This window comes from Kushneria sp. AK178, assembly GCF_053903105.1.
Window position 1 is genome coordinate 1,720,874 of the sequence record NZ_CP096381.1, and the last position, 17,187, is coordinate 1,738,060.

The window sequence follows — 17,187 nt, forward strand, 5'->3', positions numbered from 1 at the left end:
CAGGTCCCTCAGCGCTGTCGCGCCTTGAGCGCCTCACTCAGCTTGTCGTTGACGTCCGTCAGCAGCTGCTCGCTGGTGTCCCAGCCGATGCAGGCGTCGGTGATTGAGACGCCATATTCAAGCTGCGACGGGTCGCTGGTCAGTTTCTGCGCGCCCCGATGGATGTGGGACTCGATCATCAGTCCCATGATGGACGTGTCGCCTTCCAGAATCTGCTGGACGATGTTGTCCACCACCAGCGGCTGCAGATCCGGATCCTTGTTGGAGTTGGCGTGGGAGCAGTCCACCATGATGTTGGTCTTGAGCCCTGCCTTTTCCAGCTCCTTCTCGGCCAGCGCGACGCTGACGCTGTCGTAGTTGGGCTTGCCGTTGCCGCCGCGCAGGACGACATGGGCATTGGCGTTGCCGCGGGTGCGAATGACGGCGACCTGCCCCTTCTGATCGATGCCGAGAAAGTTGTGCGGTGACGCTACCGAGCGAAGCGCGTTGATCGCCACGTCCAGGCTGCCATCGGTGCCGTTTTTGAAGCCGACCGGGCCGGACAGGCCGGAGGCCATCTCGCGGTGCGTCTGCGATTCGGTGGTACGGGCACCGATGGCGGACCAGCTGATGCAGTCCTGCAGATACTGGGGCGAGATCGGATCAAGCGCCTCGGTCGCCAGCGGCAGCCCCATCTCGCACAGCTCCACCAGCAGGCCGCGCGCAATATGCAGCCCCTTTTCAATGTCAAAGGAGTCATTGAGATGGGGGTCGTTGATCAGCCCCTTCCAGCCGGTCGTGGTACGGGGCTTCTCGAAGTAGACCCGCATGACGATGAACAGCGAGTCACTGACGCGCTCCGACAGGGCCTTCAGACGCCGGGCATAATCCCTGGCGGCCTCGGTGTCATGAATGGAGCAGGGGCCGATGACGACCAGCAGGCGCGGGTCGTCACCGCTCAGGATGCGCTCGATCGTGCGGCGGCTTTCGATAACGGTGCTTTCGGCCTCCTGCGAAAGGGGAATCTCGCGCTTGAGGGCCTCGGGCGTGATAAGCACGTCCTGGGAGAGGACGTTGAGATTGTTGACCTGTTGCTGTGACATGAGCGTGCTATCCGGCAGTGCTTGAAAATCGAAATGAAAGGGGATCTGCATGATACGCGGCTGGCAGCGAATACTACCATGGAACCATGCTGCATTCTTGTGGTCTCAATACTTTACAGTCTTCGGGAGGCTCGTGTCCGTTGGACAGGATATCGACTTGATGAGGCGTCGATAAAGGGGAACACTAACGCCATGAATCAAGGCCCGGAGCTTTCAGGTTATCACCATGATTTCAATTGTTTGTTACTTTCCTGAAGGGCCTGGAAAGACAGGTTCGAAAGGTTTGAACCCTGTCGTTGCGGGGGATCGCGAATGGGGTTGAAGGAAACGGATCATCAGCTGGTCGAACGGGCGCAAAAGGGAGACAACCAGGCCTTCGATCTTTTGATACGCAAGTATCAACACAAGGTCATCGGCCTTGTGGGTCGCTACGTGCACGACCAGGCAGAAGTGCATGACGTGGCGCAGGAGGCCTTCATCAAGGCCTATCGCGCGCTGGGGCGCTTTCGCAATGAAAGTGCCTTTTATACCTGGATGTATCGCATCGCGATCAATACGGCGAAAAACCATCTGGTCGCTCGCGGGCGTCGTCCGCCCAACAGCGACATGGATATCTCTGATGCAGAAGTGCTGGATCAAAGCGGTCGGCTGGCGGACATCGATACGCCGGAGTCGGCCATTGCACGTGATCAGCTCGAAAAGGCGGTATTCGAGGCCATCGAAAACCTGCCCGAGGATCTGCGCACGGCCATCACACTTCGAGAGTTTGATGGACTCTCCTATGAGGATATTGCCAGCATCATGCAGTGTCCGGTCGGCACCGTGCGCTCGCGCATCTTTCGGGCGAGAGAGGCAGTGGATAATCGGATCCGGCCACTGCTTCATCCGGAGCAGCAGGATGACATGGTGCATGAGCAATGACTTTGAACACGGGAGTTACCCATGAGAAGGAGTGCCGACGGTGATCAGTGAGTCATGGGTAAAACTTAATCGGTTTTGGACTGTCTACCATAGCGTGACAATGCGTCACGACGGGTTTGAGGGTGTCTGGGTATGAATCAGAAAGTACGGGAATCCCTTTCGGCATTGATGGATGGCGAGTGCAGCGAGTTCGAGACTCGACGTGTACTGAAGTCGCTGTCCGAAGATGCCGGTGAAGAGGCCGATACCTGGCGTCGCTACCATCTCATGCGCAGCATCATGCAGCGTGACAGCGCAGTCGATGTATCGACCGATCTGTCTGCTTCCATTCGGGCGCGACTCGAGCAGGAGACCATGGAAGACGGGGTCGAACCGCCGGAAACACACCGGCGCACGGTCCCGTTTTCCTTCATGGGCAGTGCCGCCATCGCGGCGGCCGTCAGTCTGATGGTCATGACCGGGGTGCAGGTCTATCGGGCCAATACCGGCGCCGACAGTGTGCCGGGCGGCGCCGGCACCAGCCTGGCATCCCGCGATGCGACCATTAACGGCGGAGTCGTGACCGGCAATGAAGGTGCCACGGCATCCCTGGCCGCCTTCCGTGGCACCGGTGGCGACGAGAGCGGCAGCGTGATGCCCATTGGTGCACAGACCTCGTGGTTCATGGCCCCGGGGGAAGAGGATGCCGCGCGCAATGACCGTCAGCAGGTCGAAGTGCTTCAGGATTATCTGGATCGCCATGTCGAACAGGCAGGCTATCGCAGCAATGTCTGGATGGCGAACATGCAGGGGCTGGCACCTGCCAGCGGCGAGTAAGGCGGGTCTTTACGCAATGCGACAGTGGTTTTGTGCTTCCCTGATGGGCGCTGTGCTGTTTTCGCCCATGGCGGCCGTGGCTGCCCAGACCGACACCGGCGATTCACGCACCGATGGCAGGGCGCAGATTGCCTGCAGTCAGATGGATCAAGCGACGGGGGACGAGGGCGAGCAGTGGTTCCGACGCAGCCTGATGGCGGAGCGCTGCCATGCCTTTCAGGCGGTGGCCCTGCGGCTGGGCATGGGCTCGCTGCGTACCTTTTTGTTTGAACATCGTATTGATAACGGCCAGGAGCAGGAACGCATTCAGTTTCTGGATGGCCCCGCCGAGACCATCGAGCACAACGGGCATCCTCCGGGGCTCTGGTGGACAGGGCGTTCGGGCAGCTCACCCCGCCTGGCGTCCATCGATGACACGGTCGAACAGCTTCAGGATCACTACGATTTCAGCCTGATCGCGCGTGATGTCGTGGCGGGTCGCAAGGCGGTCGTGCTCGATATTACCCCGCGCGATGATCAGCGGTTTCCGCATCGGCTGTGGCTGGATGTCGCCAGCGGCCTGCCGCTTCGACAGCAGCTGTTGAACGCTCAGGGGCATGCCGTTGATACCGTACAGATCGTGCGTATCGATTCCCTGGTGCGCTCCGGCGAGACCCTCTATCTCGAGGAGCCGGACAGCGATGCGATCCCCGAGACCTCCTGGCAGGCCGAATGGCTGCCGCCGGGGTTCTACCGCCAGCCGGCAGCGCTGGAGGTCACCCTCAATGGTGCCAGTCTGCAGCGCGAAATCTACAGTGATGGTCTGGCGGCCATGAGCCTCTTTGCCGGCCCGGTCGATGAGGGAACGGCGCTGCGTGAAGGAGTCCATCAGCTGGGGAACTTTCGGGCCGCAGCGCGTCACGTCCAGCATGATGGCAGCACCTGGCAGATCATTGCCGTGGGCGCTCTGCCGGCTGACGTGCTGACCCGGGTGGTCTCTCGGGTACATCTGCAGGAGAGCACCGATCAACAAGGCAATGAGCATCACGACACGTCGAACGCTCCCTGAGTCGAGAACTTGATCGATGCTCAAGGGTCTACAAGAACGACAGGACAGGACATTAGCGGTCCTGAGCTGGTCACCGTATCCGCTACCGCCATAGCCCATAAGAGTATCCGGAGTTCCAAGATGGCCGATCTCTCTTTCACTGATACTTTCGTCAGCCGATACCGCACCCGTCGATGGCAGGCCATGAGCCTGATGCTGTTGATGATGACAGCGCTAATGGTTCTATCATTGCCGGTCAGGGCCGTTGAGCAGAAAAATGGCCTTCCCGACTTTACGGCTCTGGTCAAAAACGCCGCCCCCGCCGTTGTGAATATCTCGACCACCCGGGAAGCCGCCACCCGCTCCGGCATGATGGGCCCCGATCAGCAGCTGCCGGATATCTTTCGCCACTTCTTCGGTGATCAGCTGCCGCCCGGATTTGGCGGTCTGCCTGACCGGGGCGGTAGCAGAACGCTGAGCTCGCTGGGGTCGGGATTCATCATCAGCGAGGATGGCTACATCCTGACCAACGCCCATGTGATCGATGGTGCCGATACTGTCACTGTCAGGCTCAACGATCGCCGCGAATTGACGGCCGACGTTATCGGTCAGGATCAGAAAACGGATATTGCCCTGATCAAGGTGGACGCCGATGATCTGCCCACGCTCAGGATGGGCGATTCCGACGGCCTCGAAACCGGCGAATGGGTGGCGGCCATCGGTTCGCCCTTCGGCTTTGATCACTCGGTGACGGCCGGTATCGTCAGTGCCATCAACCGCACGCTGCCGACCGACAGCTATGTGCCCTTCATTCAGACCGATGTGGCCATCAATCCCGGCAACTCCGGTGGACCGCTGTTCAATCTGGATGGCGAGGTGATCGGCATCAATTCGCAGATATTTACGCGCAGCGGCGGCTTCATGGGCGTGTCGTTTGCCATCCCCATCAATGTGGCCATGGACATCGCCGATCAGCTCAAGGATAACGGACGCGTCGATCGCGGCTGGCTGGGCGTGGTCATTCAGCCCGTCTCCGATGATCTGGCCGACTCCTTCGGTCTGGATCGCGCTCGCGGCGCGCTGATCGCCGATGTGGCACCGGATAGCCCGGCGGCGACATCGGGCCTTCGTTCCGGTGACATCATCCTTCGCGCCGGCGACAGCGATATCGATACCTCTGATGCGCTGCCGCGCCTGATCGGGCGCGTCTCGCCCGGTGACAGCATTGATCTGCGCGTTCAGCGTGACGGTCGTGAGCAGACCATTGATGTGACAGTGGGACAGTGGCCCGACAGCGAGGGTGCCTCCAGTGACGTTGCCGACGCCGGCAGTGACAGCCTCGGACTGGCGGTATCGGCGCTGAGCGCCGAGCAGCGCCAGCAGCTGGGCATCGAGGCCGGGGTGCTGGTACAGCAGGTGGCGCCGGACAGCGCCGCGGCCCGTGCCGGTCTGCAGCCGGGCGATGTGGTCGTCGAGCTGGCGGGAGAGTCGGTGGATTCCGTCAATACGCTGCGTCGGCTGGTTGACCAGCTGGATGAGAACAAGGCGGTTCCCATGCGGATCAGCCGCGATGGCGCCACGCTGTTTGTGCCGCTGCGGCCGGGTGCGCGCTGATCGCATCGGCCGATCAAGGGGCCCGTACAGGGCCCCTGTCCTTGCGGTTGCGCCGCCCGGCGTCAGCGGTTGCAGCGCCATCGCGGAGTGGTTGCCTATCACCTGATTCGTCAACACGCTACAATGCGCCCATTTTCAGCCATGGTCAGCGCCGATCGTACAGCGGTGCCATGGCTCACGGCGCTTTAACAGGTGATCACCTCGAATGACGAATGACGCAAGCAACGGAACGCTGAAAAACATCCGTAACTTCTCGATCATTGCCCACATCGACCACGGCAAGTCGACGCTGGCGGATCGCATCATCCAGATCTGTGGTGGTCTGACCGAACGTGAGCTCAAGGAGCAGGTGCTCGACTCGATGGACCTCGAGCGCGAGCGTGGTATCACCATCAAGGCACAGTCGGTCACGCTCGATTATCGCGCCCCGGATGGCGAGCTCTATCAGCTCAACTTCATCGACACGCCCGGCCATGTCGATTTCTCCTATGAGGTGTCGCGCTCGCTCTACGCCTGTGAAGGGGCGCTGCTGGTGGTGGATGCCGGTCAGGGGGTCGAGGCACAGTCGGTAGCCAACTGCTATACCGCCATCGACCAGGGTCTTGAAGTGCTGCCGGTGCTCAACAAGATGGACCTGCCTCAGGCCGACCCGGCGAAGGTCAGCCACGAAATCGAGGAGATCATCGGGCTTGAGGCCGATAACGCGCCGCAGGTATCGGCCAAGACGGGCCTTGGCATGGAAGCGCTGCTGGAAGAGCTGGTCCGCTTTATTCCGCCGCCCAAAGGCGATGTCGACAAGCCGTCACAGGCGCTGATTATCGACTCCTGGTTCGATAACTACCAGGGCGTGGTGTCGCTGGTGCGTCTTTTTGACGGCACCATCAAAAAGGGCGACAGGATTCTGATGAAGTCCACCGGTCGCGAGTGGGAAGTCAGCGATATCGGCATTTTTACGCCACGCCAGAAAAGTACCGGCATGCTGCGGGCCGGTGAGGTGGGTTTTATCATCGCCGGGATCAAGGATATCCAGGGCGCGCCGGTGGGCGATACCATCACCCACGCAAAGACCCCTCAGGTCGAGCGTCTGCCGGGCTTTCAAAAGGTCAAGCCGCAGGTCTACGCCGGCATGTTTCCGATCAGTTCGGATGACTACGAGGATTTCCGCGACGCGCTCGAGAAGCTGGCGCTCAACGATGCCTCGCTGGACTACATCCCGGAAAACTCGGACGCGCTGGGCTTTGGTTTTCGCGTCGGTTTTCTCGGCACCCTGCACATGGAGATCATCCAGGAGCGCCTCGAGCGTGAATATGGTCTTGACCTGCTGACGACGGCGCCGACCGTTATCTATGAGCTTGAAATGAACGATGGGGAAGTCCTGTACGTCTCCAATCCTTCCAAGCTGCCGGACATGGGATCGGTCAACGATATTCGCGAGCCCATCGTGCGCGCCAATATCCTGGTACCACAGGAGTATGTCGGCAACGTCATCAATGAGTGCGTCGTGCGTCGCGGTGTGCAGCTCGACATGCAGGTGCTGGGCAGCCAGATGCAGCTGGTCTATGAGCTGCCGATGGGCGAAGTGGTGATGGATTTCTTCGACCGTTTGAAGTCGATCTCCAAGGGCTATGCGTCGCTTGACTACAGCTTCGAGCGCTTTGAATCCGCCCGCCTGGCCCGCCTTGATGTCCTGATCAACGGCGATCGGGTCGATGCGCTGGCCACCATCGTTCATCGTGACCAGTCCCATCAGCGTGGCCGTGCGCTGGTCGAGCGCATGCAGGAGATGATTCCGCGCCAGATGTTTGATGTGGCCATCCAGGCCGCTCTCGGTGGCCACGTTGTGGCACGCTCGACCGTCAAGGCCCTGCGCAAGAACGTTACGGCCAAGTGCTATGGCGGTGACGCGTCGAGAAAGCGCAAGCTGCTGGACAAGCAAAAGCAGGGCAAAAAGCGCATGAAGCAGGTCGGCAAGGTGGAAATCCCTCAGGATGCCTTCCTGGCCGTACTGAAAGTCAATGATTGAGCGCAGCCCGGCTGCGCTCCCGTGAGTCGGGAAAGCACGTAATGGATTTTTCACTTCTGCTGGTGGTGGCCGTTCTGGTAACAGGGGCAATCTGGCTGCTGGATATTACCGTACTGCGCCGCAGGCGCCACGCCTCGTCAGGAGAGAGTCGTCCGCCTGGAGAAGTGACACATGACACGGCAGCACCCGGGGCGCCCAAAGAACCCTGGTATGTGGACTACTCCAGGGCCTTCTTCCCGGTGCTGCTGGTCGTGCTGGTGCTGCGCTCCTTTATCATTGAGCCCTTCCAGATTCCGTCACGCTCCATGGAGCCCACGCTGGACGTCGGTGATTTCATCGCCGTCAGCAAGTTCTCCTACGGACTGCGCCTGCCCGTGATCAATACGAAGATCCTGGATATCGGCGAGCCCGAGCGTGGCGATATCATGGTGTTTCGCTTTCCCGGCGATACCTCGGTCAATTACATCAAGCGCGTCATCGGGGTGCCGGGGGATCGCATCCGCTATCAGGACAAGCAGCTCTATATCAACGGGCAGCCGGTGTCAAAGGAACTGCTGGATGACAGCAGCGGCATCAATAATGCCCAGACGCTCTACCGGGAGTCCTTCAGGGGCGTCGAGCACCATATCTTCAACAATCCGAATGCGCCCGGCCCGCAGATGAATGAAGTGACCGTCCCGCCCGGTCACTACTTCATGATGGGGGACAACCGCGACGACTCCAACGACAGCCGCTACTGGGGCTTCGTACCGGAAGAGAACATCGTGGGACGCGCCTTTGGCGTCTGGATGCACTGGGACAGCGGCCTGCCGGACTTCACGAAGGCAAGACTGCTGCACTGAGTGTCTTCACGCCTTTTCTGTCAGAATATCCTGATGGAAAATCCCGACTGACAGAAGCTGTCGAAGGACAGCTTCTGTTATCATTTGTGCCTGTTTCATTGAACAAAGCGACTATCTCGTGAGCAGCTCCCTCAATACCCTCAGCGATCGTATCGGCTATCGTTTTGACGACAAGAGCCGGCTTGAACTGGCCCTGACCCATCGCAGCTATGGCGGGGCCAACAATGAGCGACTCGAGTTTCTGGGCGATTCCATCGTCAATTTCGTCGTCGGCGAGGCGCTCTATGAACGCTTTCCTCAGGCCCGCGAAGGTCAGCTCTCAAGGCTCAGGGCGCGTCTGGTCAAGGGCGAGACGCTGGCCGAGCTGGCGCGCGAATTTGAACTGGGGCAGTTCCTGCGGCTGGGCTCGGGGGAGATGAAAAGCGGCGGCCATCGCCGTGATTCCATTCTCGCCGATGCCGTAGAGGCCATCATCGGCGCGATCTATCTTGATAGCGACATGAGTGCCGCCCGACGCTGTGTGCTGGCCTGGTATGACAAGCGCCTCGAAGCACTCAATCTCGAGGATACGCAAAAGGACCCCAAGACGCGCCTGCAGGAGTTTCTGCAGTCACGCCAGATTCCGCTGCCGCGCTATGAGGTGCTCAATATTGAAGGGGAGGCGCACGCCCAGCAGTTCACGGTCAGCTGTCATGTGGAAGTGCTTGATGCTCCGACCACCGGCGCCGGCGCCAGCCGACGTCACGCCGAACAGCAGGCCGCCGAAAAGGCGCTGAAGCAAATCGACGCGATACGTCGATGATCGGGAATCGTTGCCTGAGCGCTGCGGCATGTCTCACCTTTGCAACACCGGACACACGTTAACGTGGAGCATTTCATGAACGATATCACCACGGACGACACGCCCGAATCCGGTGCGCCCACGCGCTGTGGATTTGTGGCCATTGTCGGCCGCCCCAACGTGGGCAAATCGACCCTGATGAACCGCATTCTGGGTCAAAAGATCTCCATTACCTCCCGGCGTCCCCAGACGACCCGGCATCAGGTCATGGGCGTCAAGACCGACGCCGATACGCAGACCATCTATGTGGATACGCCCGGTATTCACCTCATGCAAAAGGATCGCAATCGGGCCATCAACGCCTTCATGAATCAGGCCGCCACCCAGGCGCTGCGTGATATTGACTGCGTGGTCTTTATCGTGGATCGCACGAAGTGGACCAGGGAAGACGATATCGTCCTCGAAAAGCTTGCCAGCGTGCAGGCGCCGGTGATCGTGGCCGTTAACAAGGTGGACTGGATCGAGGACCGCTCCAGGCTTCTGCCGTGGCTTGCCGAGCTTGAAAAGCGCCGCACCTTTGCCGCCATCGTGCCGATCTCGGCGCGCCATGGCACCAGCGTTGACGCGCTTGAGGCGGAAGTGGCCAAACATCTGCCGCAGAACGTGCATTTCTTCCCGGAAGATCAGATTACCGATCGCAGTCAGCGCTTTCTGGCCGCCGAGCTGGTGCGTGAAAAGGTCATGCGTCAGCTCGGCGATGAGCTGCCCTATCAGATGACGGTGGAGATCGAGCAGTTCCGCGATGAAGGCCACATCATCCACATTCATGCCCTGATGCTGGTCGAGCGTGAAGGTCAGAAAAAGATTCTGATCGGCGAGGGGGGCGAGCGCATCAAAAAGATCGGCCAGGAAGCGCGGCTGGAGATGGAGCGCGCCTTTGACTGCAAGGTCATGCTCAAGCTGTGGGTCAAGGTCAAGCACAACTGGTCTGACGATGCGCGGGCGCTGAAAAGCCTTGGCTACGACCTGGACTGATCATGGAACTGCAGCCGGCGTATCTGCTGCACCGCCAGGCCTGGCGTGAAACCAGCGCCCTGGCCGATATCCTGACACTGCATGACGGCCGCATCCGTGCCGTGGCACGTGGCGTCATGCGCCCGGGCAGCCGAACGCGCCATCGCCTGCAACCCTTTACGCCGCTGCATCTGACCTGGCAGGGCGAGGGCGAGCTGAAAACACTGCGAATCATCGAATCCCAGGGGCCGGGCGCCATGCTGGCCGGGGAAGGCCTTATCTGCGGGCTTTATGCCAATGAACTGATGACACGTCTTTTGCCCCTGTCGCTGCCGGTGGATACCCTCTTTGCCTTCTACGCCGCGCTGCTTGAGGCCCTGCCCTTTCCCGACCGGCGTGGCGGCGCGCTCAGGCGCTTCGAGATCACCCTGCTCGAGGCGCTCGACAGCGAGCCGGTCTTTCTTGACGAACAGGACAGACCGCTGGACCGTGAAGGGCGCTATCTTTATGACCCTGCCCTGAAACGGTTTCGTCCGGCACCTTTCGAGGGGCCGGCCTTTGAAGCGCGGGCGCTGGGCTGGCTGGCCCGCGGTGACTGGGACGCGCCGGGGCTTGCCGGTACCGCACGGGTGCTGACACGCCAGGCACTGGCGCCGCTGCTGGGCAGTCGTGAACTGCGCTCGCGTGAGCTGATGAATGAACTGTTGCGCCGTCGCCGCACGGGTGAGCGCTAAAGGAGACAGTATGTCGGATCAAGCCACCAGTGGCCTGCCACCGCGCCTTCTGCTGGGCGTCAATGTCGATCACATTGCCACGCTGAGACAGGCGCGCGGCACACGCTTTCCGGATCCGGTGCAGGCCGCGCTGGTCAGTGAGGAGGCCGGTGCTGACGGCATTACCATGCATCTGCGCGAGGATCGCCGCCACATTCAGGACCGCGATATCGAGCTGGCCATGCAGATGCTCAATACGCAGTTGAATCTTGAGATGGCCGTGGTCGAGGAGATGATCGCGCTGGCCGAACGATTGAAGCCGGCCAATGTTTGTCTGGTACCGGAAAAGCGCGAAGAGTTGACCACCGAAGGCGGGCTGGACGTGGTCGGCAGCGGTGATCGCATTCGGCGGGCCTGTCAGCGCCTTGAGGCAGCAGGTTGTGAGGTCTCGCTGTTTATTGATCCGGAGCCGGATCAGATCCGGGCCGCCTTCGATGCCGGGGCGCCGGCCATCGAGCTGCATACCGGCGCGTGGGTGGACGCCCCGCGTGCGCAGGCCGACGTTGAGCTTGCCCGCATCGCCGCGGCAGCGGAAATGGCCCATACCCTGGGTCTGACCGTCAACGCCGGTCATGGCCTGCACTACCACAACGTGGAAGCCATTGCGGCCATGCCCTGGTTTCACGAGCTCAATATCGGCCACGCCATTGTGGCCCGTGCGGCGCTGACCGGTCTGGGTGAGGCCGTACGTGAGATGAAGCGTCTGATGGTGCAGGCACGCACCTTCAGCACGTTCGATCGACCGGCCTGACGGCAAAGCGTTAAGCGGGCCGCGCTATAATAGGCTCTTTTCTGGTATCCCGTTGATTCTGGAGCGCTGCATGGATTACCCCACCATTGAATCCACCATCGGGCATACCCCGCTGGTGCGCCTCAAGCGACTACAGGTCGGCAGCAACACGCTGCTGGCCAAGCTGGAAGGCAACAACCCTGCCGGTTCGGTCAAGGATCGCCCGGCACTGTCGATGCTCGCTCACGCTGAAGCGCGCGGCGAGATCGCCCCGGGCGATACCCTGATCGAGGCCACGTCCGGCAATACCGGCATCGCCCTGGCCATGGCCGCGGCCATCCGCGGCTATAAAATGGTCCTGATCATGCCCGAGAGTGCCAGCAGCGAGCGCAAGCAGGCCATGGCCGCCTATGGCGCCCGGCTGATCGAGGTCACGAAAGAGCAGGGCATGGAAGGTGCCCGCGACCTGGCCGATGAGATGATCGCGCGCGGAGATGGCAAGCCGCTCAATCAGTTTGCCAACCACGACAACCCACTGGCGCACTTCGAGACCACCGGTCCCGAACTCTGGGAGCAGACCGGTGGCAACATTACCCATTTCATCAGTTCGATGGGCACCACCGGCACCATCATGGGCGTGTCGCGCTATCTGAAGTCGAAAAACGATGCCATTCAGATCATCGGGCTTCAGCCCGAAGACGGTGCCAGCATTGCCGGTATCCGGCGCTGGCCCGAGGCCTATCGCCCGAGCATTTTCGAGCAGTCGCGCGTGGACAGGGTGCTCGATATCGGCCAGCACGACGCCGAAGAGCACATGCGCCGTCTGGCGCGTGAAGAGGGCATTCTCGCCGGTGTCTCCTCGGGCGGCGCGCTGGCCGGCGCCCTCCGGATCGCGCGCGAAGTCGACAACGCCGTGATCGCCTTTATTGTCTGTGATCGGGGGGATCGCTACCTCTCCACCGGTCTTTATGCCCCGGAGCAGCACTGATCATGGCCATGTTGGGACAGCGCCGTCAAAAGCGGCCGTCGACGCGCAAGCGTCTGGAGTCGTCGGGCGCCGGACGCGACAATGAGGGCCGTGTCGTGATCGAGCGTCTGGCCCACGACGGGCGTGGCGTGGCACGCGATGGCCACGGCAAGACCCTTTTCATCGAGCAGGCCCTGCCCGGTGAAACGGTCGAGGTGGCGATCCATACCCAGCACGGCCGCTATGACGAGGGGCATGTACGTCACATCCTCGACGCCTCCGATGAACGGGTCACTCCCGGCTGCGCGCATTTTGGCCGCTGTGGGGGCTGTGATCTGCAGCATCTTGCCATCGAGGGCCAGCGACGCCACAAGCAGCAGGTACTGCGGGAGCATATGGCGCGTCATGACATCGCGCTTCCCGAGCCGGAGCTGCTGGCGGGCGAGGCATGGGGCTATCGTCGCCGGGCGCGTCTGGGGGTGCGTGTTGGCAGCGATGATCGCATTCATATGGGCTATCGGGTCCGGGGGCAGGACCGGCTGTTCAACATCGAGCAGTGCCCCATTCTTGAACCACGCCTGGAAGCGCTGCTCGAGCCGCTGCGGGCCCTGATCGGGACACTGGAAGCGCCGCGTCGGCTGGGACACATCGAGCTGGTGGCCGGCGATGACCATGTCATGGTCACCCTGCGCCAGCTTCGCCGCGTGCCCGGCGATCTGGCGCGCTGGCAGCAGTTCGCGCGTGAGCATGATCTACTGTTGAGCGTGCTGGCCGGCGAGGGCGAACAGCCGGTACTGGCGCGGCTGGACGACCGGCCTGATACATGGCCGCACTATCGGGCGCTGTCCGATGCTCACGGTGCGGCCATCAGCATTCACAGCGGTGATTTTCTGCAGGCCAATGCCGACGTCAATCATCAGCTGGTGGCCCGGGTGCTCGAGTGGGCCGACGTCCATGACGACATGACGGTCGTGGACCTTTTTGCCGGCGTGGGCAACTTCTCCCTGACGCTGGCCGCCGCCGGCGCCCGGGTCATCGCCTACGAAGGTCGGGAATCAATGGTGCAGCGACTGCGCGATAATGCACGGGCCTCGGGGGTATCGGATCGCATCGAGGCCCGCTGCAGCGATCTTGCCACTGCCCCGGCGGGGCTCGAGGACGCCGGATTGGTCGTGCTCGACCCGCCCCGTGCCGGGGCCCAGGGCATCTGTCAGTCACTGGCCGAGAGCGGACCTTCAAGGCTGCTCTACGTCTCCTGCGAACCGGCTACCCTGGCACGTGATGTGCATCATCTGGTCAGCGGCGGCTATCGCCCGGTTCGAGCGCTGGTCGCCGACATGTTCCCACAGACGGCGCATCTGGAATCGCTGGTGCTGCTCGAGCGTCAGCCGACATAACAAGACATGACGGGAAGTGCGTGACATGGTCAAGGTTCGCGAAGATCAGCCGCTCGATGCCGACGGACGGGTCGATATCACGACCTGGATTACCCATTTACAGGGGGAAGTGACCCTCAAGGACCCGGCCGAGCTCGAGCGCGCCTGCCGATTCGTGGCGAGCGTCAACCAGGAGGCGGCCAGCCGGCAGCCGGCCTGGCGCGATATCTATTCCGCCTTTCGCATCGGCCTCGAGATGGCCGATATCCTCAGCGAGCTCAAGCTCGATCAGCAGGCGATCACGGCCGCAGTGCTCTATCGCAGCGTGCGCGAGAATCTGGTGCGCCTGGACGTGGTCGAGCGCGAGTTCGGCAGCGAGGTGGCCACCCTGATTGATGGCGTGCTGCGCATGGCCGCCATCTCCCAGCTGCAGGCGCCGGGACAGTCCATGACCCAGCACAACCAGCAGGAGAACCTGCGCAAGATGCTGGTCGCCATGATCGACGATGTCCGCGTGGCGCTGATCAAGATCGCCGAGCGCACCTGCATGCTGCGTCAGGTACGCGACGGCTCGCGTGAGCGCGCCCTGCGCGTGGCGCGCGAGGTGTTCGATATCTATGCGCCGCTGGCCCATCGCCTGGGGATCGGTCAGATCAAGTGGGAGCTCGAGGATCTCTCCTTTCGCTATCTGCACGAAAGCGATTACATGACCATCGCCCGGCAGCTGGCGGAAAAGCGCCTCGATCGGGACCGCTACATTCATGATGTGGTGGACACGCTCAAGCGCCTGCTCGAGGCGCAGAACATCACGCGCTATGACATCTCGGGGCGTGCCAAGCATATCTATTCGATCTGGCGCAAGATGAAGCGCAAGCACATCGACTTCTCCCAGGTCTACGATGTCCGGGCGGTCCGGGTGCTGGTGCCCGAGGTCACCGATTGCTACACCGTGCTGGGCATCGTGCATTCGCTCTGGCACCACGTGCCCAACGAATTCGACGATTACATCGCCAATCCCAAGAAAAACGGCTATCAGTCGCTGCATACGGCCGTGTTCGGGCCGGAAGGCAAGGTGTTCGAGATTCAGATCCGTACCTTTGCCATGCATGAGGATGCCGAACTCGGGGTCTGTGCCCACTGGCGCTACAAGGGCACGGATGTCGATTCCAAGAGCCGCAGCTATGAAGAGAAGATCGCCTGGCTGCGTCAGGTGCTGGACTGGCAGGAGGAGGTCGGCGAACTGACCGATCTCACCGAAGGGCTCAACTCCGATATCGCGCCGGATCGCATCTATGTCTTTACCCCCGAAGGGCACGTCATCGACCTGCCGCGGGTTGCGACCCCCATCGACTTTGCCTACCGCGTGCATACCGAGGTCGGTCACCACTGCCGGGGTGCCAAGGTCGACGGGCGAATCATTCCCTTGACCTATCAGCTCAAAACCGGCCAGCAGGTCGAGATCCTGACGGCCACCCAGGGCGGGCCGAGCCGCGACTGGCTCAACCCGAACCTTGGCTATGTACGCACTTCCCGGGCGCGCGCCAAGATCCAGTCGTGGTTCAAGCAGCAGGCGCGCGACCAGAACGAGGAAGAGGGGCGGGCGCTGCTGGAGCGCGAGTTTCGCCGGCTTGATCTCGAACGGCTGGATCGCACGCGGCTGGCGCAGGCGGTCAACTACACCACACCCGAAGACATGTACGCCGCCATCGGCGCCGGCGATCTGCGTATTGGCCAGGTGCTCTCCCAGGCGCAGCATCTTTTTGGCGAGACCGACGATACCGACGAACTGGATCGTCTGCTGGCGCGCCCGCGCCGTCAGGGCGTGCGGGAAAATACCGATACCATTACCGTGCTGGGGGTCGGCAATCTCAAGACGCAGATGGCCAACTGCTGTCATCCGGTGCCCGGCGACGACATCGTGGGTTTCATCACCCATGGGCGGGGCGTGACGGTGCATCGCCAGGATTGCCCCAATATCCTGCAGCTTCGAAGCGATGAGCCGGCGCGTATCGTACAGGTCGAGTGGGGCCAGCAGCAGCCCATCCAGTATCCGGTGGATATCGAGATCAAGGCGTGGGATCGCTCCAACCTGCTGCGCGATGTCACCGGCATTCTGTCCAACGAAAAGGTCAATGTGCTGGGCGTCAACACAACGACCAATCGCGATGATCACATGGCCACGATGAAAATCACGCTGGAAGTCTCGGGACTCGATGTGCTTTCGAAAGTGGTCAATCGTATCGGCCAGCTGACCAACGTGACCGATATCCGCCGGCTGCGCCAGGGCGGCGGCAGCAAGCGAGTGTCTTCATAGGCCGGGATGGTCCGGAGAACAGGGGTATTTCGATGCAGGAATCACGGCGCTACACGCTGGATGATCTATTGACGCTGATGCAGGTGCTGCGCGACCCGCAGCAGGGCTGCCCATGGGACGTGGCCCAGCACTGGGACGCCATCGTGCCCCATACCCTTGAAGAGGCGCATGAAGTCGCCGATGCCATCGAGCGGCGCGCGTTCGACGAACTGCCCGGCGAGCTGGGGGATCTGCTGTTCCAGATCGTCTATTACGCGCAGTTTGGCAGTGAAGAGGGCCGGTTCGATTTTCACGATATTGTTCATGTGCTGACAGCCAAGATGATTGCCCGTCACCCGCATGTATTCCCCGACGGCCATCTCGGCTCGCGTCGACAGGGTGTGGCGGCGGTCGATGTGGATACCTCGCAGGTCAACCGGGGCTGGGAGGCTCGCAAGGCCGATGAGCGTGAGGCACGCGAGGCCACGTCCCACCTGGACGATATCCCGCTGGCGCTGCCGGCGCTGTCGCGCGCCGCCAAACTCTCCAGCCGCGCGTCCCGGGCGGGCTTTGACTGGCCGGATCATCGCGGGGCGCTCGAGAAGATTCGCGAGGAGCTGGCCGAGCTGGAAGCTGAAATCGAGACCGGCCATCAGGCCAACATGAACGCCGAGCTGGGGGATCTTCTCTTTGCCGTGGTCAATCTGGCCCGCCATCTGAAGATTGATCCGGAGCAGGCGCTGCGCGGCACCGGCCAGCGATTTGAGCGTCGTTTCCGCCATGTTGAGGGGGCCGTACGGGAGAGCGGGCAGGCCATCGACGCCACCGACCTCGAGACCCTCGAGCATTACTGGCAGGCGGCCAAGCGCACCGAGCGCGAGCCCCGGAGCTGAGGCCGGTGTCTTCGACTTTGGTCGCAAGTCATGGT

At 61.7% G+C, this 17,187-nt stretch carries 15 protein-coding genes; 14 read left to right on the forward strand and 1 reads right to left on the reverse strand.

Annotated features, from left to right (window positions below; all coding sequences use genetic code 11):
* Positions 1-8: 8 nt before the first annotated feature.
* Positions 9-1,082 carry a 3-deoxy-7-phosphoheptulonate synthase gene (locus tag M1D97_RS07715; protein ID WP_456270147.1) on the reverse strand — a complete coding sequence of 358 codons (1,074 nt, stop codon included), beginning with the start codon at positions 1,080-1,082 and terminating at the stop codon, positions 9-11.
* A 312-nt stretch (positions 1,083-1,394) separates the two neighbouring features.
* Between M1D97_RS07715 and rpoE the strand changes: the two genes are divergently transcribed.
* The 14 genes from rpoE to mazG all read left to right on the forward strand — a co-directional run bounded on the left by rpoE (position 1,395) and on the right by mazG (position 17,152).
* Positions 1,395-2,003, forward strand: coding sequence for an RNA polymerase sigma factor RpoE (gene rpoE, locus M1D97_RS07720; protein ID WP_456270148.1), 609 nt, complete (start codon positions 1,395-1,397; stop codon positions 2,001-2,003).
* Between the two features lie 132 nt (positions 2,004-2,135).
* Complete coding sequence (locus M1D97_RS07725) at positions 2,136-2,819, forward strand: sigma-E factor negative regulatory protein (RefSeq protein WP_456270149.1); 684 nt, start codon at positions 2,136-2,138, stop codon at positions 2,817-2,819.
* 16 nt (positions 2,820-2,835) lie between these two features.
* Positions 2,836-3,867, forward strand: coding sequence for a MucB/RseB C-terminal domain-containing protein (locus M1D97_RS07730; RefSeq protein ID WP_456270150.1), 1,032 nt, complete (start codon positions 2,836-2,838; stop codon positions 3,865-3,867).
* A gap of 183 nt (positions 3,868-4,050) precedes the next feature.
* A complete protein-coding gene (locus M1D97_RS07735) occupies positions 4,051-5,460 on the forward strand; it encodes a DegQ family serine endoprotease (RefSeq protein WP_456270192.1) in 1,410 nt (469 codons plus the stop codon).
* Between the two features lie 205 nt (positions 5,461-5,665).
* Positions 5,666-7,483, forward strand: a complete 1,818-nt coding sequence (gene lepA / locus M1D97_RS07740; protein WP_456270151.1) for a translation elongation factor 4 — start codon at positions 5,666-5,668, stop codon at positions 7,481-7,483.
* A 41-nt stretch (positions 7,484-7,524) separates the two neighbouring features.
* The gene (gene lepB, locus M1D97_RS07745) at positions 7,525-8,325 is read left to right on the forward strand and encodes a signal peptidase I (RefSeq protein WP_456270152.1); all 801 of its coding nucleotides are present in this window, start codon (positions 7,525-7,527) and stop codon (positions 8,323-8,325) included.
* Positions 8,326-8,443: 118 nt separating this feature from the next.
* Positions 8,444-9,127: a ribonuclease III gene (gene rnc / locus M1D97_RS07750; RefSeq protein ID WP_456270153.1), complete on the forward strand. Its 684-nt coding sequence runs from the start codon at positions 8,444-8,446 to the stop codon at positions 9,125-9,127.
* Positions 9,128-9,202: 75 nt separating this feature from the next.
* A complete protein-coding gene (gene era / locus M1D97_RS07755; RefSeq protein ID WP_456270154.1) occupies positions 9,203-10,141 on the forward strand; it encodes a GTPase Era in 939 nt (312 codons plus the stop codon).
* 2 nt (positions 10,142-10,143) lie between these two features.
* Positions 10,144-10,854 carry a DNA repair protein RecO gene (gene recO, locus M1D97_RS07760; RefSeq protein ID WP_456270155.1) on the forward strand — a complete coding sequence of 237 codons (711 nt, stop codon included), beginning with the start codon at positions 10,144-10,146 and terminating at the stop codon, positions 10,852-10,854.
* 10 nt (positions 10,855-10,864) lie between these two features.
* Positions 10,865-11,644, forward strand: a complete 780-nt coding sequence (pdxJ, locus tag M1D97_RS07765) for a pyridoxine 5'-phosphate synthase (protein WP_456270156.1) — start codon at positions 10,865-10,867, stop codon at positions 11,642-11,644.
* Between the two features lie 70 nt (positions 11,645-11,714).
* Entirely contained in the window at positions 11,715-12,611 is an 897-nt protein-coding gene (gene cysM / locus M1D97_RS07770; RefSeq protein WP_456270157.1) for a cysteine synthase CysM, read from the forward strand.
* A gap of 2 nt (positions 12,612-12,613) precedes the next feature.
* Entirely contained in the window at positions 12,614-13,987 is a 1,374-nt protein-coding gene (locus tag M1D97_RS07775; RefSeq protein WP_456270158.1) for a TRAM domain-containing protein, read from the forward strand.
* A 25-nt stretch (positions 13,988-14,012) separates the two neighbouring features.
* Entirely contained in the window at positions 14,013-16,280 is a 2,268-nt protein-coding gene (relA, locus tag M1D97_RS07780; RefSeq protein WP_456267180.1) for a GTP diphosphokinase, read from the forward strand.
* A gap of 32 nt (positions 16,281-16,312) precedes the next feature.
* Positions 16,313-17,152, forward strand: a complete 840-nt coding sequence (gene mazG / locus M1D97_RS07785; RefSeq protein WP_456267181.1) for a nucleoside triphosphate pyrophosphohydrolase — start codon at positions 16,313-16,315, stop codon at positions 17,150-17,152.
* The last annotated feature ends 35 nt before the right edge of the window (positions 17,153-17,187 follow it).